This is a genomic window from Cloacibacillus sp. An23, from assembly GCF_002159945.1.
Taxonomy (GTDB): Bacteria; Synergistota; Synergistia; order Synergistales; family Synergistaceae; genus Caccocola.
This window is the reverse complement of the sequence record NZ_NFJQ01000010.1, coordinates 21587-44504: the sequence shown is the minus strand read 5'-3', so window position 1 is coordinate 44504 and position 22918 is coordinate 21587. Positions and strand designations below refer to the sequence as shown.

At 57.5% G+C, this 22918-nt stretch carries 22 protein-coding genes and 1 tRNA gene; 19 read left to right on the top strand and 4 right to left on the bottom strand.

Annotation, left to right across the window (positions count from 1 at the left end):
- Positions 1-31 precede the first annotated feature (31 nt).
- The 10 genes from pfkA to B5F39_RS10635 all read left to right on the top strand — a co-directional run bounded on the left by pfkA (position 32) and on the right by B5F39_RS10635 (position 11867).
- Positions 32-994 (top strand): 6-phosphofructokinase, encoded by a 963-nt coding sequence (gene pfkA, locus B5F39_RS10680; RefSeq protein WP_087367223.1) that lies wholly within the window; start codon positions 32-34, stop codon positions 992-994.
- A 60-nt stretch (positions 995-1054) separates the two neighbouring features.
- Complete coding sequence (locus tag B5F39_RS10675) at positions 1055-1918, top strand: DUF4392 domain-containing protein (RefSeq protein WP_087367220.1); 864 nt, start codon at positions 1055-1057, stop codon at positions 1916-1918.
- Between the two features lie 141 nt (positions 1919-2059).
- Positions 2060-2473, top strand: coding sequence for a hypothetical protein (locus tag B5F39_RS10670; RefSeq protein ID WP_143330724.1), 414 nt, complete (start codon positions 2060-2062; stop codon positions 2471-2473).
- Between the two features lie 403 nt (positions 2474-2876).
- Positions 2877-4322 carry a transcription termination factor Rho gene (gene rho / locus B5F39_RS10665; RefSeq protein WP_239391228.1) on the top strand — a complete coding sequence of 482 codons (1446 nt, stop codon included), beginning with the start codon at positions 2877-2879 and terminating at the stop codon, positions 4320-4322.
- 48 nt (positions 4323-4370) lie between these two features.
- The gene (locus tag B5F39_RS10660) at positions 4371-5777 is read left to right on the top strand and encodes a peptidoglycan DD-metalloendopeptidase family protein (protein WP_087367214.1); all 1407 of its coding nucleotides are present in this window, start codon (positions 4371-4373) and stop codon (positions 5775-5777) included.
- A gap of 35 nt (positions 5778-5812) precedes the next feature.
- A complete protein-coding gene (locus B5F39_RS10655; protein ID WP_087367211.1) occupies positions 5813-7432 on the top strand; it encodes a CTP synthase in 1620 nt (539 codons plus the stop codon).
- On the top strand, positions 7429-8568 hold the full coding sequence (locus B5F39_RS10650; RefSeq protein WP_204245105.1) for a hypothetical protein: 1140 nt from the start codon (positions 7429-7431) through the stop codon (positions 8566-8568). Before B5F39_RS10655 ends, B5F39_RS10650 begins: the two co-directional genes overlap by 4 nt.
- 13 nt (positions 8569-8581) lie before the next feature.
- Positions 8582-9124, top strand: a complete 543-nt coding sequence (locus B5F39_RS10645; RefSeq protein ID WP_087367208.1) for a hypothetical protein — start codon at positions 8582-8584, stop codon at positions 9122-9124.
- Positions 9112-10908, top strand: a complete 1797-nt coding sequence (locus tag B5F39_RS10640) for an LPS-assembly protein LptD (RefSeq protein WP_087367205.1) — start codon at positions 9112-9114, stop codon at positions 10906-10908. The genes B5F39_RS10645 and B5F39_RS10640 overlap by 13 nt, the downstream gene beginning before the upstream one ends.
- 20 nt (positions 10909-10928) lie before the next feature.
- Positions 10929-11867, top strand: coding sequence for a D-alanine--D-alanine ligase (locus B5F39_RS10635; protein ID WP_087367202.1), 939 nt, complete (start codon positions 10929-10931; stop codon positions 11865-11867).
- Between the two features lie 75 nt (positions 11868-11942).
- On the opposite strand, the gene greA is transcribed toward B5F39_RS10635, so the two are convergent.
- Positions 11943-12431 carry a transcription elongation factor GreA gene (gene greA / locus B5F39_RS10630; RefSeq protein WP_087367200.1) on the bottom strand — a complete coding sequence of 163 codons (489 nt, stop codon included), beginning with the start codon at positions 12429-12431 and terminating at the stop codon, positions 11943-11945.
- A 426-nt stretch (positions 12432-12857) separates the two neighbouring features.
- On the opposite strand from greA, the gene thrC reads away from it, so the two are divergent.
- The 7 genes from thrC (at position 12858) to B5F39_RS10595 (ending at position 20838) form a co-directional block, all read left to right on the top strand.
- Positions 12858-13898: a threonine synthase gene (gene thrC / locus B5F39_RS10625; protein ID WP_087367197.1), complete on the top strand. Its 1041-nt coding sequence runs from the start codon at positions 12858-12860 to the stop codon at positions 13896-13898.
- Positions 13895-14857 carry a homoserine kinase gene (gene thrB, locus B5F39_RS10620; RefSeq protein ID WP_087367194.1) on the top strand — a complete coding sequence of 321 codons (963 nt, stop codon included), beginning with the start codon at positions 13895-13897 and terminating at the stop codon, positions 14855-14857. Before thrC ends, thrB begins: the two co-directional genes overlap by 4 nt.
- Positions 14858-16090: an aspartate kinase gene (locus B5F39_RS10615; protein WP_087367191.1), complete on the top strand. Its 1233-nt coding sequence runs from the start codon at positions 14858-14860 to the stop codon at positions 16088-16090.
- An 8-nt stretch (positions 16091-16098) separates the two neighbouring features.
- Positions 16099-17094 (top strand): aspartate-semialdehyde dehydrogenase, encoded by a 996-nt coding sequence (locus B5F39_RS10610; protein ID WP_204245113.1) that lies wholly within the window; start codon positions 16099-16101, stop codon positions 17092-17094.
- Between the two features lie 430 nt (positions 17095-17524).
- A complete protein-coding gene (locus tag B5F39_RS10605; protein WP_087367185.1) occupies positions 17525-19708 on the top strand; it encodes a TaqI-like C-terminal specificity domain-containing protein in 2184 nt (727 codons plus the stop codon).
- A gap of 55 nt (positions 19709-19763) precedes the next feature.
- Entirely contained in the window at positions 19764-20684 is a 921-nt protein-coding gene (locus tag B5F39_RS10600; RefSeq protein WP_087367182.1) for a DMT family transporter, read from the top strand.
- Between the two features lie 76 nt (positions 20685-20760).
- Positions 20761-20838, top strand: a tRNA-Pro gene (locus B5F39_RS10595).
- Positions 20839-20913: 75 nt separating this feature from the next.
- On the opposite strand, the gene B5F39_RS14665 is transcribed toward B5F39_RS10595, so the two are convergent.
- From B5F39_RS14665 to B5F39_RS10585, 3 genes are read right to left on the bottom strand one after another with little or no spacing between them, the layout of a single operon-like run.
- The gene (locus B5F39_RS14665; RefSeq protein ID WP_255376027.1) at positions 20914-21048 is read right to left on the bottom strand and encodes a hypothetical protein; all 135 of its coding nucleotides are present in this window, start codon (positions 21046-21048) and stop codon (positions 20914-20916) included.
- Positions 21049-21087: 39 nt separating this feature from the next.
- Entirely contained in the window at positions 21088-21600 is a 513-nt protein-coding gene (locus B5F39_RS10590; RefSeq protein WP_087367179.1) for a hypothetical protein, read from the bottom strand.
- 23 nt (positions 21601-21623) lie between these two features.
- Positions 21624-22289 (bottom strand): LexA family transcriptional regulator, encoded by a 666-nt coding sequence (locus B5F39_RS10585; RefSeq protein WP_087367176.1) that lies wholly within the window; start codon positions 22287-22289, stop codon positions 21624-21626.
- A 148-nt stretch (positions 22290-22437) separates the two neighbouring features.
- Between B5F39_RS10585 and B5F39_RS10580 the strand changes: the two genes are divergently transcribed.
- Together B5F39_RS10580 and B5F39_RS14085 are read left to right on the top strand one after the other, a co-directional pair.
- Entirely contained in the window at positions 22438-22626 is a 189-nt protein-coding gene (locus tag B5F39_RS10580) for a helix-turn-helix transcriptional regulator (RefSeq protein WP_087367173.1), read from the top strand.
- A gap of 17 nt (positions 22627-22643) precedes the next feature.
- On the top strand, positions 22644-22847 hold the full coding sequence (locus B5F39_RS14085) for a hypothetical protein (RefSeq protein ID WP_143330723.1): 204 nt from the start codon (positions 22644-22646) through the stop codon (positions 22845-22847).
- The last annotated feature ends 71 nt before the right edge of the window (positions 22848-22918 follow it).

The following is a 22918-nucleotide window of genomic DNA, read 5'->3' as shown; positions in this document are numbered from 1 at the left end:
ACGGAAAAGAGCGGGCAAGGAGGATAAAAACATGCTTCGAAGGATTGGTGTGTTAACAAGCGGCGGCGACGCGCCGGGGATGAACGCTTCGATACGCGCGGTTACGCGCACGGCCTTGTATCACGGGCTGGACGTTATAGGCATAAGGCGCGGCTTCGAGGGGCTTCTCGACGGAGACTTCGTTCCTCTGACTCGCAGCTCGGTCGGCGGCATACTGATGCACGGCGGCACGATACTGCGCACCGCCAGATGCGCGGAATTTATGCGTCCCGAGGGCGTCAACGCCGGGGCTGCAAAACTTCGCGAGAACGACATAGACGCTCTGGTCGTAATAGGCGGAGACGGATCGTTCCACGGCGCGCTCGAACTGCACAAACGCGGAATACAGGTCATAGGCGTTCCCGGTACGATAGACAACGACATGGCAGGGACCGACTGCACAATAGGCTTCGATACGGCCTGTAACACGGCGCTTGAATGTATAAGCAAACTGCGCGATACTGCGTCGAGCCACGACCGTATGTTCATCGTCGAGGTGATGGGCCGCAACGCCGGCTTCCTGGCGCTTGAAACGGCCGTCGCGTGCGGCGCGGAATTCGTACTTGTGCCGGAGATACCGGCCGATATAGAGGCGATAATAAAAAAGGTTCATTACGCGAAGGAACACGGTAAAACGCATTCGATAATCGTGCTTGCCGAGGGCGTAATGCCGGCGCACGAGCTCGCCGACAAACTCAAGGGCAAATGCGACTATGACCCTAGGATAGTCGTTCTCGGACATATCCAGCGCGGAGGTTCACCGTCGTGCTTCGACGCGGTGCTCGCCGCGAAGCTGGGATATGCTGCGGTAGAGTGCCTGCTGGACGGCAAGATGGGCATGATGGTAGGACGCATAGGCGGAGAAATAGTCGCCTCCCCGCTCCAAAAAGCATGGGAAGAGCGCAGGCCGCTGGATAAGGATATGCTCCGCATAATGGAGACTCTCAGCATATAACGGCGGCGCGCGGTAAATCCCGCGCCGTTCCGCCAAGAGTGGCGAAAGGAGGACGCCGGCGTGGACGAAGCATTGTTAGAAAGCTTCGCGCAGGAGCTTACGGCGCTCACCGCGCGCGACGCCGCAGGCCGCGGCGCTTCGAGGCTGAGCAGCCCGCGCGAGCTGGCGCGCGCAGCCTCGGCTTTTGCGCCGCTTAGCAGCGTCGCCGTCGTTTCTGGATTTTACATCCCCGCCGCCGGCGCGCCGGAAACGGACGGACCAGGCGGCGCCGTCGCGCTGGCGAGGGCTTTTCTTGCGGAGGGGCGCCGGTGCGAGATATGGACGGACTCTCTGTGCATCGACGTGATGAGAAAATGCGCTGAGGCCGCCGGATGCCCTGAAAGAACGGTGCGGGAGGCCCCCCAGACTTTGAAAGACGCCGGGCTGGAGGGAGTCATATTCGTCGAACGCCCCGGGCGTGCTTCGGACGGACGTTACTACAATTTCAAGAAAAAAGATATATCCGCATGGGCCGCGCCGCTCGACGCGCTGGCGCTCGAGGCGGACATGTTCGGAATCCGTACTATCGGAATAGGCGACGGAGGGAACGAGGCCGGAATGGGAAATTATTTCGCCGGTCTGTCGGCGCTTCTCCCGGACTACGTATCGTGCCTCTCAGTCGTGCGCGCCGAGTTCGCGCTCACGGCTGACGTAAGCAACTGGGGGGCATATTCGCTCGCCGCCGCCCTGTCGTTTATCTGGGGACGCTGGCGCGGTATGGAACCCGGCGACGAAACGAAAATCCTGCGTGCCGCAGCGGAGGCCGGAGCCGTAGACGGCATCAGCGGCATAAGCGAGCTTTCTGTGGACGGCTTCGGCGCGCCCGCCCTCGAGGAAATGGTTTCCGACATCAAGGCACTGTGGAAGCGCGCCGCGCGTGGCTGAAAAAATTAAATTGAAAGATTTTGACGGATATTGCACCTTAGTCTATATATTTTCTAATAAACTCATGTTAGAATAACATTCCAGAGACTGGTGGCACAGATGGAACGAGATTATGTAAAAGGTTCTGGACGGCGGCCCCTTTTGTTGCTCGGAGCGGCGGTCGTTGTCCTGGTAATATTAAGCGTTGTTAGTCTGAGAACAGGTCTCCTCGGCAGCACCTTCACCATAGACAAAGCCGTCGTATGCGTCGAATTGGATAAAGACAGGCTGCCTCACAAGGTGAGGAGCTCGATACAATACGGAGTGCGCCAAGTATGTCTGTGGTTTCAATATTCCTCCGCTCCCGAGGGCAACCACCTGGAAATTTCATGGTACTACGAAAACGAAAAGGTGCTCTCCGAGTCCCTGAAGCTTATGGCGAAGGACGGAGTGCGCGCGTTTTACCTGCTTCAGGAGGAAGGCACGCCGCTTCCGGCGGGTAATTACAAGGTAACCATTTCATCTTCAACGAAACTGCTCAGCAGCCTTGATTTTGAGATTGTCAGAAAACAATAAAGTAAAAAGAAATAAGAAATATTAAACGGAGGCTATTAACTTGCCAAGAAGAAAAACTGAACAAGACGACGAAACGACCAGCGTAAAGCGAAGAAGCAGAGCCGCCGCAGACGCCGGAGAACAGACCGAACAGAGCCAGGAGCGGCCGTCCGCTGCAGAAGATGGCGGAGAAGAGGCGCAGGTCAAGAAAAGAAGGACGTCCGTAAGAAAAACGTCCGAAGCCGGCGAGGCGGAGAAGCCGCGCCGCGGCAGAAGGAAAAAAGAAGAATCGCCATCCGCGCCGCCGGCTGAAGCCGGCGCGCCGGAAGAGGAGCATAAACCGATAAAGCGCGGACGCCGCACGAAAGATCAGGAGTCAAGGCAGGAGACGATCTTCGACGCCGCAGAAAGCGAAGAGCCGGCCATGTCGGAGCAGCCGCAGCAGCAGGAGGCGGCCTGCGAGAGTGAAACCGCCGAAGAAGCGCCAGCGGCAGAGACTAAGACCGTCGAAAGCGAAGCCCGCGCGGAAACCGCAGAAACGGCGCTTTCATCCACGGCGGCGGACGAGCCTCAGCCCGAAGCGGCGCGCAACGAGCGCGGCCAGATACGCCATCAGCATCCCAAGCTTGGATTCAACCAGCTCGCAGGAGAGACGCTGGCGGAGCTTCGCAAAATAGCCAAGGACACCGGCGTTTCATCCATAACTACAAGAAGAAAAGACGACCTCATCAACGATATTCTGAAGACGCAGGCGGAAGCCCTCGGATACCGTTACAACGGCGGGACCCTCGAATGTATGCCGGAGGGCTACGGCTTCCTCCGTCCGTCGGGACTTCTTCCCAGCAGCAACGACATTTATGTTTCCGCCTCTCAGATAAGACGCTTCGGCCTGCGCAACGGCGACGTCGTTTGGGGGATAATCCGTCCGCCGAAGGATCAGGAACACTACGAGGCGCTGCTGCGCGTAGAAAATGTAAACTTCACCGACCCGGAAGAAGCTCGCCGCCGCCCTCATTTCGAAGCCCTTACGCCGATATTCCCAGACGAAAAGCTTCAGCTTGAAACGGACCGCCGCCAGATAGCGACGCGCATCGTAGACATCTTCGCGCCGATAGGCAAGGGGCAGCGCGCGCTCATCGTCTCGCCGCCGAAGGCGGGAAAGACGACCCTTCTCAAGAGCCTCGCGCATTCAATAACGACCAACCATCCCGAGGTCATACTTATGGTGCTGCTCATAGACGAGCGCCCCGAGGAAGTCACAGACATGGCGCGCTCCGTAGACGGAGAGATAATAGCCTCGACCTTCGACCGTCCCGCAGAGGAACACCTCCGCGTCGCCGGACTGGCGCTTGAAAAGGCGAAGCGCCTCGTCGAGGTGTCTAAGGACGTCGTTCTTCTGCTCGACTCCATCACGCGCCTCGCGCGCGCATCGAACCTCGTCGTCCCGCCGTCGGGACGCACGCTCTCCGGCGGTATGGACCCGGCCGCGCTCTACTTCCCGAAGAAATTCTTCGGAGCCGCGCGCAACATCGAGAACGGCGGAAGCCTCACGATAATAGGCACATCTCTCGTCGAGACCGGAAGCCGCATGGACGACGTCATATACGAAGAGTTCAAAGGCACCGGCAACATGGAGGTCCACCTCTCCAGGAAGATAGCCGAACAAAGAATATTCCCGGCTCTCGACATAACGAAGTCGGGAACGCGAAAGGAAGAGCTCATGGTGCCGGAGGCCGACCTCCAGCGCATCTGGTCGCTGCGCCGCAAGATCGCCAATATGGACGAGGCGGAGGTTCTCAATCTTATTCTCGATAAATTGAGAAACACCCCCACGAACCGCGATTTTCTTGCTACAATAAAGGTCGGTTAAAATAACTGCCGCTCAAAGGCACAGCTTAAGCTCATAAGAGGTGGACTGATGAAGGACAAGTCCAATTTGCATAAGGCCGTATTCAGGAAAAAGATATACCTCATCGCTTTCCTCGTCTTGGCTGTCGGCGGGGCCGTGGTATGCGCCGCCGTCGCCGCGGAGCGTTCGGGTATGTACTGGATAGGTCTGGGAGGAGAGGTCTCCGCGTCGAACCCGGAGGACAACAAGGGGTTCTTCACCGTAGACGTCTCCGATTTCCTCAATGCCGCAGGAAGCGGCGACGCCGCGCCGTCTCAGGAGGACTCGGAGCTTGTGCCTTTAGCCATCGGGCCCCTTCCGAGCATACCGACTCTCACAGAGGAAGAACTGAAGCTTTACGGCATACTGTCAAAGAACGACGGCAGGATATCGAGCGCGGACAAGACGGAGCTGGACGAGGACATACATTGGACAGAGATAGTGCTTGAGCCGGGCGACACGCTGAAATCCATATCTGAAGAATTCGGCGTATCCGAAGAGGATCTCCGCCAGGCGAACGGCCTCCGCAAAGGTGAAAAGCCCAACCCGGCCGAAGTCTTGTACGTACCTGACAGCCACGACGACGTCGTGGCGACTCTGCTGTTCGTCAGAAAGCTTCAGAAGGAAGAGCTGGCCTTCGCCAAGAAAGGCGGCATACTTGAAGTCAAGGAATACGTCGTTTCGGAAGGCGACACTCTGTGGGGGATCGCCGGGAAATTCGACCTGGAAGTCGATACGCTCGTAGGCAGCAACCAGAGCATACTGGGCGGCAACATCCACCGTCTGAAGCTCGGTACGAAACTCCGCATCCCGAATCAGGACGGCGTATTTATAAAAATAGCGAAAAACGACACGCTCGGCAAGCTCGCCGATAAATACGGCTCGGCGAAGGACGCCATACTCACAGCCAATTCTATGAAGAGCGACAAGCTCATAATCGGGGAAGAAATTTTCCTTCCAGGCGGCAAGCTCATAGCCGACACAGAGGTCCGCATCGCGACGAAGGGACGCGGCGGCATCAGAAGAGCGTCCGCCAAGATCACGGGAGGTTCGCGCAGCCTGCGCCTGCCGATAATCGGAAGGATAACGAGCAACTTTGGATGGAGGAAGAGCCCGTTCGGCAAACGGCGCGTGTTCCATTCCGGCCTCGACATAGCGGCTCCGCGCGGCACGCAGATAAAGGCGCCTGCGAACGGCGTCGTCGTCCATTCCGGATGGATGGGCGGCTATGGACGCACTATAGTCCTCTCACATTCCAACGGGATGACGACGCTCTACGGGCACTGCCACAAGCTGCTTGTAAAACGCGGCGCGAAAATCTCGCGCGGCCAGACGATAGCTCTCGTCGGAAGTACGGGAAGGTCTACGGGCAATCACGTGCATTTTGAGGTTCGTGTCGGCGGGAAGCCTCAGAACCCGCTGAAGCACGTCAGATAAAAAATAAGATATGCCAGAAGGGGCGTTTGTAATCAATGACTAAGTATATTTTCGTCACCGGAGGAGTAGTTTCATCTCTCGGCAAGGGAATTACGGCAGCGTCGCTCGGCGTTCTTCTGAAACGCCGCGGATACAAGGTCAGCATCATTAAGATGGATCCATACATCAACGTTGACGCCGGAGCAATGAGCCCTTTTCAGCATGGAGAAGTATTCGTAACGTGGGACGGCGCTGAGACCGACCTCGACCTGGGGCACTACGAGCGCTTCATAGACGAGACGATAAAGGGAGAAAACAGCTGCACGACCGGCAAGGTATATTCCGCCGTCATACAGAGGGAGCGCGCCGGAGGATATGACGGCGCGACCGTTCAGGTCATACCGCACATCACCAACGAGATACAGGACAGGATAGAGCACGTCGGCGAGAACAACGACATAGTGATCGCCGAAATCGGCGGCACGGTCGGCGACATCGAGGGGCTTCCGTTCCTCGAGGCCATACGCCAGTTTGCGAGCCGCGTCGGCCGTTCAAACATACTGTACTGTCACGTGACGCTCGTCCCTTACATTGCCGCATCAGGCGAGCTCAAGACGAAGCCTACGCAGCACAGCGTCAACGAACTGCGCAGGATCGGAATACAGCCTGACGTAATAGTCTGCCGCTCGCAATTCACTGTCGGACCGGAGCTTCGCGAGAAGATAGGTCTTTTCTGCAGCGTCCCCGCCGATTCCGTATTTGAAGCCGTGGACTCCGATTCCATATACAGGATACCGATGGTGCTGCACTCGCAGAAGTTCGACCATCTCGTGCTCAAAAAGCTCGGGCTGCCTACCAAGGGAGCGCCCGACATGAAGGATTGGAAAGAATTCCTGCACAAGTACGATACGCGGAAGGGGGAGCTTACAGTCGCACTCGTCGGCAAATATACCGAGATCAAAGACGCATACCTGAGCGTCAACGAGGCCGTGTCGCACGCCGGCATCGCGAACGGAGTCAAGGTCAACATCTTCCCTGTAGAAGCGGAGGACCTGGAGACCGGCGACGTGTCCGAGATACTCGGCAGGGCCGACGCGATACTCGTGCCCGGCGGATTCGGGCAGCGCGGCGTCGAAGGCAAGATCGCCGCAGCGAAATACGCGCGCGAGAACGGAGTGCCGTACCTCGGACTCTGTCTCGGAATGCAGGTCGCAGTCATAGAGTTCGCCCGCGACGTGCTCGGCTTCGCCGACGCAAACAGCCTTGAGATGGACGAGCGGACGACTCATCCCGTTATACATCTTATGGAAGAGCAGAAGAACGTCGCCGGCATCGGAGGTACCTCGCGTCTCGGCACATATCCGTGCGATATAAAGAGCGGAACCAAGGCCGAAAAAATATACGGGACTAACCGTATAGAGGAACGGCACCGTCACCGCTTCGAGTTCAATAACGAATACATAAAGGAATTTGAAGCGGCGGGAATGACCGTAGCCGGCGTCTGCCCGATGGGCGGGCAGGTTGAGATAATGGAAAACGACAACCACCCGTGGATGGTGGGCGTGCAGTTCCATCCGGAATTTCTGTCGCGTCCGGTGCGCCCTCATCCGCTGTTTAAGGATTTTATAGCGTCGGCTCTCGACCTTAAAAAGAAAAAGGAGGCCAAAAAAGCATGATGAACAAAAGCACGCAGAAAATAGCCGCGCTGATCGCGGCGTTCACGATGACCTTCCCGGTCTGCTCATGGGCGGACGACGGAGCGGCTCCAGAGCCGGCGAACGCCCCAGCGGCGCAGACTGCGGCCGGAGGCGAAGCCTCCGGGCAGGCTCCGGCTCCAGGCCCCGCGATCGTTTCAACCGGGACGGCCAATACCATAATCAAGCCGGACAAAGCCCCCCCCGCGTTTGAAATGCTTGAGAGGATAGAGACCATCATATACGGCAGCAAGCGCGAGGGCGGCCTGCTCAACAGGCTGAACGACGTCGAAAGGACGATCTTCGGACGCGAGCTGCCTGGTAGCCTGACCGAGCGTCAGACGGCGCTTATAGACTTCCTTGAACGAGGAACCGATACGCAGCCTTCGGTGCTTTTTAAGCTCTCCGTCGCCGAATGGGGCGTCAGCCAGGAGATACATCCGACGTGGCCTCTTACGAGGCGCATAGACGCGATGGAGGGGATACTCGAGGGGATGAACCAGGCCGGACCGCTTGTCTCGCGTCTTGAGCGCCTTCTGACGAAGCTCTTGCCGGAAGGGATACTCGCGACGCAGTTTGAGCTGCCGAAAGAGACGATAGTGAAGGGCATCCTGCTCAACACGCTCACAGTAAGGAACGTCAAGGTCGACGACATCATCATTCTCGCGCTGAACGAACAGATAATGATAGGAGATATGCTAGTCGCCCCGAAAGGGAGCCGCGTCTTCGCGCATATCACAAAAGTGAAGCCTCCGCGCAGCTTCGGACGCTCTTCCGAAATAGAGATGGAGATCGACGGCGTTGAAGTGCTGGGACCGATGGTCGTTCCGGTCAATATCGGCGATGCGGCCAAAAAGGCGATGGAAGCCGACAGCGCCATGATAGGGGCGGCGGGGGCGAGCCTCGCGGGAGCCGTGTTGCTCGGGCCGGTTGGCCTGGCGGGCGGATTCCTGATAAGGGGCAACGACAAGCAGCTTAAGGAAGGAACGCTCTTCTACGCGCAGACGTCGGAGGCCGTCCAGATTTCCGCCTATCAGGTGCCGCCTCAGATTTCGCCGCTCACGCAGCCCGGCGGACCGGCTCCGCAGGGCACGCGCTCCGACCCGAATTTATACTGAGGCCGGCTCCCCTGTGAACATAAAAAAATTAACCAAGCGTGAAGCCATCGTCCTGGCGGTGATCCTCGTGATCGCCGTCGGGGCTTTTTACTTGTGGAGGGATCTGCATCTGGGCGCGGTGAAAAATATACCTCTGCCTGACATCATCGTGGAGGATATAGAGATCGAGCGCGTCGTGAACGGAAAGACGTGGATCATAATTTCCCCGCGCGCGGAGCACAAAGAAGGCGTCATATACGGAAGCTCCGTGGACATTACGATCAAGGACCCGAACGGCCGCGACACCCACATATACGCCGACGCGAGTACCTTCACGCGGGAGAACAGCGATATAACTCTTACAAACGGAGACGGTACTATGACCGAAAACGGAAAGACCTACAAGATGAAATCGGGCTTTGTTGAATACGACGCGCAGACGGAACGCTGGGACTTCTCGAAGGGCGTCGTCCTGAGCTCGGAAAATATGGTGATAAGCGGCGACGCCGGTCAGTACGACACCGTAAGCGGCGACTGCCGCATAAGGAACGGGGGCACTGTAACTTGGACAAACTAGCATCCGGCGGGAGGCGCGCGGGGCGGCCTTTCATCGCCGCGGCGTGCCTTGCCTTCGCCATTCTCATTTCTGTTTCCGGCGCGGCCTTTTCCGCCGAGCCGGAAAACAGCGTCTTTATCCCACTCGGAGGCGAAACGGCACCGGTATCTGAGGATTTGGCTGAGGCGGCTTCGGACGACGCGGCCGTCGCCGCGCCTGACGGCGGGACGCCGGCGCAGCCGCCGAACGAGGTATTCCTCGATGCCGACGAAATCAGCTATGACGAACATACCGGCATCGCGATAGCCGAAGGCAACGTCCGTATACGCAACAAGGGCGTCCGCCTCTTTGCTCCATACGTCGAATACGACACCAAGTCGCATATCGTCGACGCCTATTCCGATTACAGGGAGAACGTCGTCGTATATTCCGACAGCGAGACCGGCAGCGAAAAATATATAGGAAAGCATCTCAAGTACAACGTAGAAACCCGCCGAGGGATATTCACGCAGGTCTCCGGCGAATCGGGCCCTATGCATATGGAGGGCGGGCGGGTCCGGATGATGCCTGATTCCGACGCAGCGAAGCTCGGCATCATTCACGCGCCTAGGAGGAAGAAAAAGGACGGTCAATCGCAGAACGTCGCTGAATGGACCGGCGTTACGTCGACGACGTGCGACTTTACGAAGCCGCACTATAAATTCGTCTCGAAGAGGGCGGTCATATTCCCAGGCAAGAAGACGGTGCTCAAGCGTCCGCGCTTCTACATAGGCGACGCGCTGGTAATTCCGTATCCATTCGACTACATAATAAGCAGCAGGAAGAAAAAAGGGCTCCAGCCCATAATCAACTATGATTCGGACCTCGGCGCGGGCTTCGGGATACACGGCCCGATAGACATGGGGCAGTACGGCGAGCTTGATATCGAGGCGGTCTACTGGACGCAGGGAGAGTTCGAGACGAAGATCGACTATACCTACCAGATCACCGATCAGCTCAGCGTCTTCGCCAACATATACAGGCTCTATAACGACGACACGGAGGATACCATCTGGCGTCCCGCTTGGGGTATCGACTACGAGACCGAGGGCTGGCGCGCGCGGCTGTACTGGGCGCAGCGCGAGCTGGTTTCGACCGAGGTCGCTACGGACGTCACGGAGGACCGCGACGTCTGGCGTGATCCGGAATTCTCTATTTCGTCTCCGTGGTTCAACGAGCCTCTGACGGGCGGCGAGCTGCGCCTTTACACGGCGTGGGGCCGCTACGGAGACAACATCACGGCGCAGGAATGGACTGAGCGTATCGCGTACGTCGCTCAGTACCGCGGCAGGCCGCAGTGGTCGATAGGAATCTTCAAGCCGTTCTACGGTGCGAGGTACAGATACTTCGATTACTACAACGAGGACAAAAATCAGAAGGCTACGGACGCATGGGGAGGCTTCAGCTACAAGCTCGGCGTTTTCAACTTCGCAACCTCCTATTACCGCCGCTGGGTTGAAGAGGGCAAGAGCCCGATGGCGTGGGACCGCTATACGAACAGCGAGACGATAAGCCAGGTCATTTCGTTCCCTCTGCCGCTCGGCGCGCCGTGGGAGAAATGGACTTTCCTCGTGGCCGGCAACTACGACATAGAAATCGACGACATATCTTCAATGTTCTATTCGCTGACATACAATATGCACTGTATGACGTGGGAACTGTGGTACAGGGACAAGCGTTCGGAGGACGACTACACTATAGGGTTGACACTTTTTATAAACGCTTACCCCGACCGTAAGCTCGAGATAGGATCAAAAGACGACTAACCTTTTGCGGAGGCTGGATGATGAAGATTATTGTACTGTGCGGAGGAGTAAGTTCAGAACGCGAGGTTTCGCTCAACTCCGGCGCGGCTGTGGCGGACGCTCTCAACTGCAACGGATACGATGCCGAAACATACGACGTGCGCTCGATAGATAGGTTCGTCCGCGACTGGGAGGGCCTTGGGGCGGACGGCGCTTTCGTAGCGCTGCACGGCGGCTGGGGGGAGAACGGGCGGATTCAGGCCGTGATGGAAGCCTTCAATATTCCGTACACCGGCTCGGGGCCGGAGGCTTCGATGCTCGCGATGGACAAGACCGCAGCGAAGCTGCTTTTCGCCGCTGCCGGCGTCGCCTCTCCCGAGGGCTTTACCGCTGTGCGCGGCGCGGAGTGCGTGGAGCTCGCGTCCGGGCTGCTTAAAAAGTACGGGAAAATCGTAGTCAAGCCTAACGACGACGGCAGCACGGTTGGGCTGTCGTTCGTCACCGATATCTCGGAATACGCCGCGGCGCTCGAGGCGGCGTGGGCGCACAAGCCTAGGGCGCTCGTCGAACGCTACATCGCGGGAGAAGAGGCCACCGTCGCGGTCTGGGAGAAGGAGGACGGGGAGACCGTCGCGCTTCCGCCGGTTCACATAAAGCCCAAAACCGGCTTCTACGATTACAAAAACAAATATACGCACGGCTGTACGGAGTACGTCTGTCCGGCGGATTTCACGGACGAGGTGAACGACAAGCTTAGGGCCGGAGCTCTGGCGGCGCACAAGGCGCTCGGCTGCCGCGTCTACAGCCGCGTCGATTTTCGCGTGACTCCTGACGGCGGCGGCTTCGCGCTCGAGGCGAACACCGCACCCGGCATGACCTCTACTAGCCTTGTGCCGAAGGCCGCGAAAGCATGCGGGATTTCGTTCGGAGATTTCCTGTCGTCAATTATCAGGAGGTCTTTTTCCATACAGCGCGGATGATCACAAGCACGTGGACATAAAAATAGGGGGACGCTTTCGCGTCCCCCTATTTTTATGTCCGTTTTCCGACGCCGGCTATTTGAGCTGAATCTTTGCAACTCTGAGATGGCGGATGCCCCGCGGCGTCCTGACCATGACCTCTTCCTCTGCGCGCTTGCCCATGACGGCCTTACCGACCGGACTGGCCGCGGAGATGCGGTTTTCCTTTATGTCGGCCTCTTCGGTGCCGACGAGGGTATAGACGAAGGTCTTCTTGAGGTCGAGATCTTCGAGAGTCACCGTCGTGCCGAGGCTGACGATGCTCGTATCGACGTCGTGAGCCTCTACTATCTGAGCTTTGCTGAGCTGGTACTCAAGCTGCAGTATACGGTTCTCCAGCTTTTCCTGCTCCTCCTTCGCGGCATGGTACTCGGCGTTCTCGCTCAAGTCGCCGAAGGCTCTCGCTTCCTCAAGCTTCGCCGCTATCTCGGCTCTTCCGTCGCCGCGCAGGCTTACAAGCTCGGATTTGAGCTTTTCGTAGCCCTCGCGCGTCATAACAACTTTATCCGCTGATGCTTTTGCCATTGAAATATCCCACCTAAAAACACTATATCTTAATTCTTGAGCATTCTAACAGAAAGGGCGCGAAATTTCAAATATCAATTATCGCTTGACAATTGTATCGCTGAGTAGTATAAACTCAACATTGAACTTAATAATCCTGCGGCAATGACGAGGATAGTAAAGTTCGGGCTCATCACAGAGAGAGGGCTGAAACGCTGAAAAGCCTTCGTTGAACCGAACCGGAAGACCACCTCCGAGCCGGCGGCGAAGCTCAAAAAGAGATAAGTCGTCCGGGCGCGCCCGATACAGCGCGAACGAGGGCCGTTTTCATACGGCCGAATAAGAGTGGAACAGCGGAAAGCATATTCAGCGCCGCCTCTGTAATAAAAGCAGAGGCGGCGCTTTTTTAACGGCTGGCATCAGTCTTCAGATTGGAGGAGTTTTACAATGGGAGTAATCGACAGGTACGCGGAGCTTCTTCCCGTCACAGATAAGACGCCGCGCATAACGCTCGGCGAAGGTTCTACGCCGCTAGTACATCTCGACGGCATCAGCAGGATGCTCGAGATAGAGCTGTGGGCCAAGCTCGAAGGGTGCAACCCGTCCGGTTCGTTCAAGGACAGGGGGATGGTTATGGCTGTAGCAAAAGCGCTTGAGGACGGCGCGAAAGCGCTCGTCTGCGCCTCTACCGGCAACACCTCGGCTTCAGCCGCGGCTTACGCGGCGGCGGCGCAGGTTCCATGCTTCGTGCTGCTTCCGGCGGGGAAGGTTGCCCTCGGCAAGCTGGCGCAGGCTCTCATGTACGGCGCTAAGGTCATAGCGGTGCGCGGCAATTTCGACCGCGCTCTCGAGATGGCGCGCGAGGCGGCGGAACGCGAGGGCTTCGCCATAGTAAACTCCGTAAACCCTTATCGCCTTTGGGGGCAGAGAAGCGGCGCGTGGGAGATCTGCGAAGCGCTCGGACGCGCGCCGGACTTGCACGCTATCCCGGTCGGCAACGCGGGGAACATCAGCGCCTATTGGGCCGGCTATAAGCAGTACAGGGATCTCGGAAAGATAGACAAGCTGCCGCGTATGATGGGCTTCCAGGCTGCGGGGGCGGCTCCGCTCGTGACAGGCGAGCCGTGTCCGAATCCGGAGACGGTGGCGACGGCGATACGTATAGGCAATCCTGTAAGCGCGCACCTCGCGAAGGAGGCCGTCGCGCAGTCCTCCGGAGAGTTCAACTCCGTCACGGACGAAGAAATACTCGCGGCGCAGTACATACTTTCGTCGAAGGGCGGCGTCTTCGCAGAGCCGGCTTCGTGCGCGCCGCTCGCCGGACTTATAAAGTTAAAGAAGGAAGGCCGCCTGCCGCGCGGAATCACAGCGGTCATGATACTTACGGGCAACGGTCTGAAAGACCCCGACACCGCAATGTCGCAGGTGGGCCGCCCTGTTGAGATCGGAGACAGCTTCGACGAGCTTATGGAGGTGATGAAGGGGTGAACGCGCTGATAACGCTCCGCGTTCCCGCGACGAGCGCCAACCTCGGCTCCGGCTTCGATACGATCGGGATGGCGGTCTCGCTTTATAACATCTTCAAAGTCACGGAGCTTCTGCCTGAGGGCGAGTATCGGGTCGAGGCGCTCGGAGAGGGGAGCCGCGAGCTCTCGTCGCCGAAGGCGAACCTCGTAGTCAAAGCCTACGAAGAGACTTGTAAAAGATGGAACGTCACTGGGCCCGGCTTTGCTCTGTGGTGCCACAACATCATCCCGCTCTGCCGCGGCCTCGGCAGCTCCGCGGGCGCTGTCGTCGCTGGCGTGCTGATAGCGAAGTATCTTACTGGATACGACGCGGACGACGACGAACTGCTGCGTGCGATGACGGTGATAGAGGGACACCCAGACAACGTAGCGCCCTGCTTCCTCGGAGGCATGGTCGTAAGCTGCTGGGATGGAAAGGAGCTGCGGTACGTCAACCTTCCGCCGCTTCCGCCAGAGGTGCTTTGCGTCGTCGCCGTCCCCGACGAACGGGTCAAGACCTCTGACGCGCGCAATGCGCTGCCGAAGGAAGTGCCGTTCGCCGACGCCGTATTCAACGTCGGGCGCGCCGCGCTGCTGACGGCCGCGTGGGCCACTGGGAAATGGGACTATCTCAAGTGGGGAATGGACGACAGGCTGCACCAGCAATACCGCAGCAAGCTCTTTTCCGGCGGCGACGTGATATTCTCACGCGTCGAGGCCCTGCCCGAATGCTTGAGCGTCGCGATCAGCGGCTCCGGGCCGAGCGTCATCGCTCTGGTCAAAGGCTCGACGCAGCGCGTCGCGGAGGCGATGTGCCGTACGTTCACCGAACACGGAGTGCGCTCGCAGTTCTTCGTACTCGACGGCAGCGCTCAGGGCGCGCGCGTAGACGTAGATATGGAGTTTCCCCGCCTGCTTGAGGAATATCGGAGGTGCAGATAGATGGAATGGGACAAACTGCCGCTTACCGTCCTTAAATTCGGGGGTTCCTCGGTGGCGGACTCGGCGCGCATGAAGCACGTCGCGCAGATAGTCAAAAAGACGCGCGAAGAGGGCTACCGCGTCGCGGTCGTAGTCTCCGCGATGGGCAACACGACGGACGACCTTCTCGCGCTCGCCAACGACGTCGCTTCCGAGACGGACGGACGCGAAATGGATCAGCTCCTCGCCACCGGCGAACAGCAGAGCGTCGCGCTGCTCGCGCTCGCGCTCAAGCAGTTCGGGCTTCCGGCGCAGTCGTTCACGGCGCAGCAGGCGGGCATCCGCGCCAAAGGCTTCCCGATGGAGGGACGTATTTACAGGATAGAGCCGGAGGCCGTCGAAAAGGTGCTCAACGAAGGCACCGTCGCGGTCATAACGGGATTTCAGGCTATAACGGACAACGGGGACGTGATAACTCTCGGACGCGGAGGCTCCGACCTTTCCGCCGTCGCGCTCGCCGCCGCTCTGGGCGCGCAGTCGTGCCGCCTTCTGAAAGACGTGACGGGCATAATGACCGGCGACCCGCGCGTCGTAAAAAATCCGCGCAAGCTTAAACAGCTCGGATTCGAAGAATGTATGGAGATGGCGGTGCAGGGCGCGAACGTCCTTCAGGCCAGGAGCGTCGAGATGGCGGCGCGCTACGACGTGCCGCTTTATGTCGGTTCAAGTTTTGTTGAAGAGGAGGGCACATGGGTAATGAGCAACCCGGTAACGGAGGGACTTATAATAAAGGCCGTCGTCCACGATATGAAGGCGGCGAAGGTAGTGCTGCTTGGAGTGCCTGACATTCCGGGCGTCGCAGCGCGCCTTTTCGCGAACCTCGCAGAGAAGGGCGTCGGCGCGGAAATGATAATTCAGAACAATATGCGCGGAGGCGTCAACGATATAGGCTTCCTTGTCAAAAAAACAAACCTCGAAGTCGCGAGCCAGGTCTGCCGCGAAATGTGCCGCGAGGTCGATGCGCAGGGCGTCTCCTTCGACACGGAGATAGCGCGCGTCTCGATCGTCGGCGCCGGCATAGCGAACCACCCCGAGATACCGTCTAAGATGTTCAATATACTTGCGGAGGCAGGCATAAATATAGAAATGATAGCCTCGACCGCTCTCGCCATCACATGCGTCGTCGGCTCTTCGCGCGCGGAGGACGCCGTTCGCGAGCTGCACGATCACTTTATAGACGAGGTGGCGTTCTGATGAGCGGCATGAGGGTAGCCGTGCTTGGAGCCACCGGCCTCGTCGGACGGGAGATGCTTCTCACGCTCGAACAGAGGAATTTCCCGGTATCGGAACTCGTTCCGCTCGCGTCTGAACGCTCAGAGGGGAAGAAGATCAAATTCTGCGGAGAAGACGTTACAGTGCGCGCCGTCCGCGAGGACTCCTTCAAGGATGTCGACATAGCGCTCTTCTCGGCGGGAGGCAAGACGTCGAAGCGCTGGGCTCCCGTCGCCGCTGCGAGCGGTGCGACCGTCGTAGATAACAGCTCTGCGTGGCGCATGGACCCAGACGTTCCGCTTATAGTTCCAGAAATCAACGCCGGAGACGTCGCGCTCGCGAAGAAGAAGGGCATAATCGCCAACCCGAACTGCTCGACGATACAGGCGGTAGTCGTGCTGTACCCGCTGCACAAGGCGGCCGGGCTCAAATATATCAACATCAGCACCTATCAGTCCGTCGCTGGAACGGGTAAAGCGGCGATAGAATCCCTCCGCGACGGCGCTCTCGCGGCGCTCGAAGGCAAGGGTTACGAGGAAAAGGTCTATCCGCACGGGATAGCCTTCAACCTCCTGCCGCACATCGGCCCGTTCGACGGAGAGGGGATCTCCGAGGAAGAGTGGAAGATGGTCAACGAGTCGCGCAAGATAATGCACCTTCCGGAGCTTCGCGTAAGCGGCATCACGGTGCGCGTTCCGATATTCCGCTGCCACGGCGAGAGCGTGACGGCGCAGTTTGAACGTCCGATAACGCCGGACGAGGCTCGCGATATACTCTCAAAAGCTCCAGGCGTCGTCGTACGCGACGACCCGCAGTCCGCTGAGTACCCGCTGCCGCTCGACGTGGCCGGAACGGACGACGTCTGCGTCGGACGCATACGCCGCGACACCGGGCTCGACAACGCGCTTGCGATGTGGGTCGTCGGAGACAATCTGCGCAAAGGAGCTGCGCTCAACGCCGTCCAGGTCGCCGAGCTGCTTCTGTAACGAACCGCAAAAGCCGGAGCTTAAAAACTCCGGCATTTTCATATGCTTTCCGCGTACTGCGCCAGCCGTTCAGAGTTTCGCGCTTTTCATTGCTTACTCGGATTTATTTCACGAGTTCCGGCGGATGCGGCGGCCGCGTCGTCTCGTACGAAACTCAGTCCCCGGCCCGGCAGCGACGACTGCGACCGGCTGGGGGAGGTCCTCCAGTACGTTTGCATCTGTCGCCGCGGCCGGCGCTTTCTCGCACATGGATGTGCGACTGCGCAGGGGCCGGAGGCCGCGCCGCAGACTTCTGATAAAATCGTATGAAATGGCACGCGGCGTATGAACGCCGTTCCGCATCGGCTCTTACGGCGAAGGCGGGATGTATTTTTGAGGCGCGATGCTTTATACTTAGAGATACGAATACTGCGAGCGGGTGGTGTCTCATATGCCGAAGGGAAATCCGTCCCTGTTGTACAGCGCGCCGTGCGAAGAGGGCTTCGACTCGGAAAAGTTTTTCTTGCTGGCGCGTTCCGTCTTTTCCAACGTCTCTGCCGGCGACGGACGAATACGGTCGGGCCGCCGCATTCCGCGCGGATTCAAGTCGTTGATCTCTTCTTATAAAATAATCGGCAGCCACTCGCCTCTGATGGGCTGCGGCAGGATCGACGTGGCTCTTGTAAAACTCTGCCCTGGAGTCGAAATCACCGCAGTGAAAGAAGAAAACATAATAAGATTCGTAGAAGCCTGCGCCGCGTCGGAGGAGTGCGGCGGCGTGCTGGCGTGCGTGCCGCCGTCGGAAAACTGGCGCGGGCTTATCGCGCTCGCCGTTTCGTCGCCTGTAAAAAGCGTAACGGTCCCTCCGGAGCTGATGGACTTCATATGCGCCGAAGGGCTGAAAATGTACATACATAAAAGCTGCGGCCTCAGCGAAGCGGCGCTCGACGGCTATGTCTCCGACGACAGGATACTTTTCGACGACAGCCTGGTGCGTCTGCACGCGGCGAAAATAGACGAAGCTCTGGCTTCGATCCGCTTCTGCGACCTCGCGGCGTCTGACGGGAAAATCGTGCTCGCCGTCGTAGAGAAGCTGGCGGAGGCGCGAGTCAAGCTGGGCAAGTATCTCGGGACGTCGGGGCGCGGCGCGGCAAGATTCGCCGCGGAATTTATAAGGAACGGCCTTTACGCGACGGACTGCTCTGCAACGGCGCTCGACGCGCTGCGCGCGGCCCTTATGCTCAAATATGACGCCGCGCCCGCCGAGGGACATTTCGTATGGGGCAGCGTCCTCGTAGACGGCGTGATGGACGGCGAAGAATTCAGCCTCGTCGTCTCGAAGCCGCCGCATGTCCGCGGGGAACATTTCACTTCGATAAAACCTCTGCTCGGCGGCTACGCTTCGTCACAGTTCGGCGCTGACCTCTACTGCTACTACGTCGAGAAGGCGGCGTCCATGCTCTCGCCTGACGGGAGCGCAGTCATGCTCATATCAAACAAATGGATGCGGTCGCGCTACGGAGAAGGGTTGCGGCGCTTCTTCGCGCTGCGCCCGCCGCGTATGGTCGCCGACCTCGGCAGCGCGCCTCAGATGACCGGATCCGCCATGCCGCTCTGCGTCCTATCGTTCTATAAAGAGGCTGTGCACGACGAGCCGGTCCTCGTTATAGCCGCCGACGGCGCGTGGAACGGGCTGCCGCGCGCGCGGGCGTCGGTACAGCCCTACGTGCGAGGCGCGGAAGAGCTCGGCGAAACGCCATGGAACTTCACGGAAGCCGATAAAAAAAGCCTCGAAGAAAAAATATGCGAAAAAAGCGTGCCGCTCGCCGCGTGCGCCGGCGGCGTCTATCGCGGCGTGCTGACCGGGCTCAACGAAGCGTTTGTAATCGACGCGGCAGAGGCGGAGGAAATAGCCTCCGCCGAACCGGAGTCGGCCTCGATGCTCGTTCCGTTCTACACTGGGCGCGAGGTGAAGCGCTACTATCTTCCGCCGGCGAAAAAACGCCTCATCTTCATGCCCAAAGGCTACACGGACCGCCGCCGCGAGCTGGAAGCGCCGGACCGCTGGTTCGCCGCGCACCATCCGGAGGTCGCCTCTCGCCTGGCTCCGTTCGAGCGCAGAGCCGCGAAACGGCGCGATATGGGAGATTACTGGTGGGAGCTTCGGTCGTGCAAATACTACGGCGTTTTCGAACGCGGAAAACTGATCCTTCCGGTGATAACGAAACGTCTTTCGGCGGCTGCTTCCGAAAGCCCGGCCTACGTCAACGACAAGTGCTGCGTGATAGAGGGCTGCGACTGGTTCCTGCTCGCGCTGCTGAACTCCAAGGTCATGGACTACATATTTCGCGCCCGCTCACCCGAGCTTCTCAACGGATATTTTGAACTGCGAACGTCGGTGCTCTCGTCGCTTCCGATACGCCGAGTCAACATGGAAAACGCGGCGCAGCGCGCGTTGATGGAAGAGATAACGGCGGCGGGGAAAAAACTCTCGGAGCTCTACGCGCAGGATCCGCCTGGAAAGTACAAAAAAATTTCTCCGGAAGCCTCTGAGACGGAGCGCCTCCTCGACAGAGCCGTATACAAACTATATAATCTTTCCGCTAAAGAAATAAAGCTCGTTGAAAACAACTGAGCCGCGCGGCCCGGCGCTCTCCGGCGCCGGGCGGGGAATTCGGGGGGAATCCGCAATGCTGAAAAGACGCGCAGTCTCGACCGCCATGCTGGTCTCATGCGCCGTTATTTGGGGAACATCCTATATAGCCCAGATACTCGGGATGCAGGAAATAGGGCCGCTGACCTTTTGCGCGAGCCGATACGTCGTAAGCTCCGCCGCCCTTGCGCTGCTGCTTTTCGTAACATGGAAGCGAGGCGAAACGGGAGACGGAGGCGAAACGCTCTCCGCCGGCGAAAAACGTGCCGAACTGGGTAGAATCATCAAGCACGGCGCGATATGCGGAGCGGCGCTCTTCTCCGGCTCGGTGCTCCAGCTCGCCGGCATGCAGGGCACAACCGCAGGAAAAACAGCCTTCATAACGGCGACATTCATCGTTATAGTGCCGCTGTACGGCCTATTCGCTGGGAAAATACCTTCGCGCACGGCTGTCGCGTCGATCTTCATGAGCATGGGCGGCCTCTACCTGCTCTCAATAAAAGACGGATTTTTCATAGGGCGCGGCGACCTCGTCATCTTTCTTGGCGCTTTCTTCTGGGCGGCGCACATCATGGCCTGTTCCGCATTTTCAAGAAAAAGCGACCCCGTAAAGCTGTCGGCCGTACAGTTCGCTACAGTCGCTTTGCTCTCCGTCGCAGGCTCGCTGATATTCGAGCGTCCCGACTTCGCCGCCGTCGCCGCGTCGTGGAAGCCGGTCGTATACGCAGGCCTCGTCTGCACATGCGTCGCCTACACCTTCCAGATGTCCGCGCAGCGTTACGTCCAGCCGCTGACGACCTGCATCATAATGAGCACGGAATCAGTATTCGCGGCGATCTTCGGCTACTTTGTGCTCGGAGAGACGCTCTCCGCGCGTGAGCTGACCGGATGCGCCGTGCTGTTCGCTGCGACTCTCATAGCCCAGCTCGACGACGTAAGGAGCGGAGCGCCGGATTGAAGCGGTCGTTACGACGAAATCCCGCTTACTTCTGCTTTTTAATATCCGCCAAGTCATGGTATAATCTCGTAGGCGTCGGGATGTAGCGCAGTCTGGTTAGCGCACCTGCTTTGGGAGCAGGGGGTCGTCGGTTCGAATCCGACCATCCCGACCAGCTATTTCAAGGGTTTTCCGGTTATGGAAAGGCCCTTTTTATTTTTTGCTTTAACCTACATTTAACCTTTAATAATTATTCGCCTTTTTTCAGCGTCACGAAGTTCTTCTCGCCGTTGTGCTGGACAAGCATGATGAGCGACACGCCGGAGCCCCATTTGTTGGCGATGTAGGTTTTTACGGCTTCGCGGTCCATGCCGTTTAGGCTCATGCCATTGATTTCGAGGATTGCGTCGCCGATGGCGATTTTTCAGTGCGCCGCGCTGCCTGGTTTTACGTCGATGACTCCGCCATTCTCTCCAAGGACGAGGCCGAGTTCCTTCTCGCGCTCATTGCCGGAGCCTGGAAGCTGGTTGACGGCTTCGTTGCGCACTTCTTCGACCGGCGTACCGTCCAGCACGTGCTTAACCTCGGACAGCAGCGGAATGAGGTGATCTATCGAGCGTTTGCGCATGGTGCGCCCAGCGATTATTTCCATCTGAGACACCATTAGCCGCACGTTGCCGTCGCGCTCTATGAGGTTGCATTTTACGGTGTTGAGCTTCGTCGGCTCGAAGAAGCCGTCACCGAAAGATTTCTGAAAGGAAACCATGTAAGGCGTCACTTCGTCGATGGTGAAGTTCTTGCCGGTGAAAATCTCAATGAGAGCATCCTGTACCTGGGCGGCTGACACGTCCATTATCGTCGTGGTGTAGAGCGACGCGGCGGAGGCCGTTGACGTAAGAGTAAAGATGAGCGCGAGCGTTGCGAGGAATTTTTTCATATCATGTGTGCTCCTTAAAAGATTTAAAACGCCCTTCTGGGCTTCGTCCTCTTAATGATTGAGACAACCTTGCCGACAATGCGGAACCAATTACTATCTGCGGCATATTCCTTATCGACTTTAATGGCGCCGTAGTTAGGATTAGCCGAACGAAGTTCTACTGAGCCGTCTGGATTCCAGATTACCCATTTGACGAACCAATTATCATTCCATACGACGAGCGCCATGTCACCACTGATAACGTCTTCTGCGGGGTTGATGACGGCGACGCTGCCTTCCTCAAGTCCTGCGCCTTCCATACTGTCTCCCTCGGTGTGAATCGCAAACGGCTTGCGAAGATCGTCATAGCGCTGCAAGTCTGAATACTCAATGAAAACCGTTTCACCAGCTTGAAGTTCTACGCCAGAAAGGCCGTTTCCGACTCCGCAGCTTGCGGCCGTGGCGATGTCTAACAGAGGGATTTCGAGCATTTTTACATGCGATACATTAGCCGCTGGTGTCCCAAATAACATATCTGGTGTTATTTGAAGTGCTGTGGCAATTTTTAGTAAATTGTCAGATTGTGGGATGCGTTCTCCTTTTTCATAAAGATATATCGAATTTTTAGAAAGCCCAACGATCTTGCCCAATTCTTCTTGGCTCATTTTTTGCGCTTCTCTGTATATCCGTATGCGTTCCCCAATATTCATAGCATCACATCCTATTCATATTTATAGAATACACACTATAGTATGAAAATACAATAATCCTATAGTGGGATTTTGTCTTGACATAAATATGCTATAGTGTTATTTTGTTTTATGTAAAATCCAACTAAAGGAGGATAGATGGACTAAAATGAACAGAATTAAATCAAAAAGATTAGAAAAAGACTGGACCCAAAAAACATTATCATTGGAAGCTGGTCTTTCAATAAATTCCATAGTGGCCTATGAAAGAGGGACTAAAAGTCCAACTATTAGAGCACTTGAAAAAATCGCCAACGCTCTTGGCTGTTCTGTGAAAGATTTGGTTTCTGACGAATAAAAATTTCACACTGCACCATGACAACGGAATACAGGCAACACGAAATTAAACGAAGGGAGATGATAAATTTGAAAGCGTTTACAGACGAAGATAAAAAACAGCTTGCCGAGAAACTAAAGACTGCGATTTTCCGCAGGCTAGATGCTAAGACCGGAGAAGATAGAGCCCTGATAGACAGTAAAGACCTACCAGAGCTCATAAGGATACTAATTAGTCTTTAAGTTCGTCATAGGGAGTCGCTTCACATCTTTAAAAGAATATAGCACACCATACAAAGGAGACTATTTAGAAA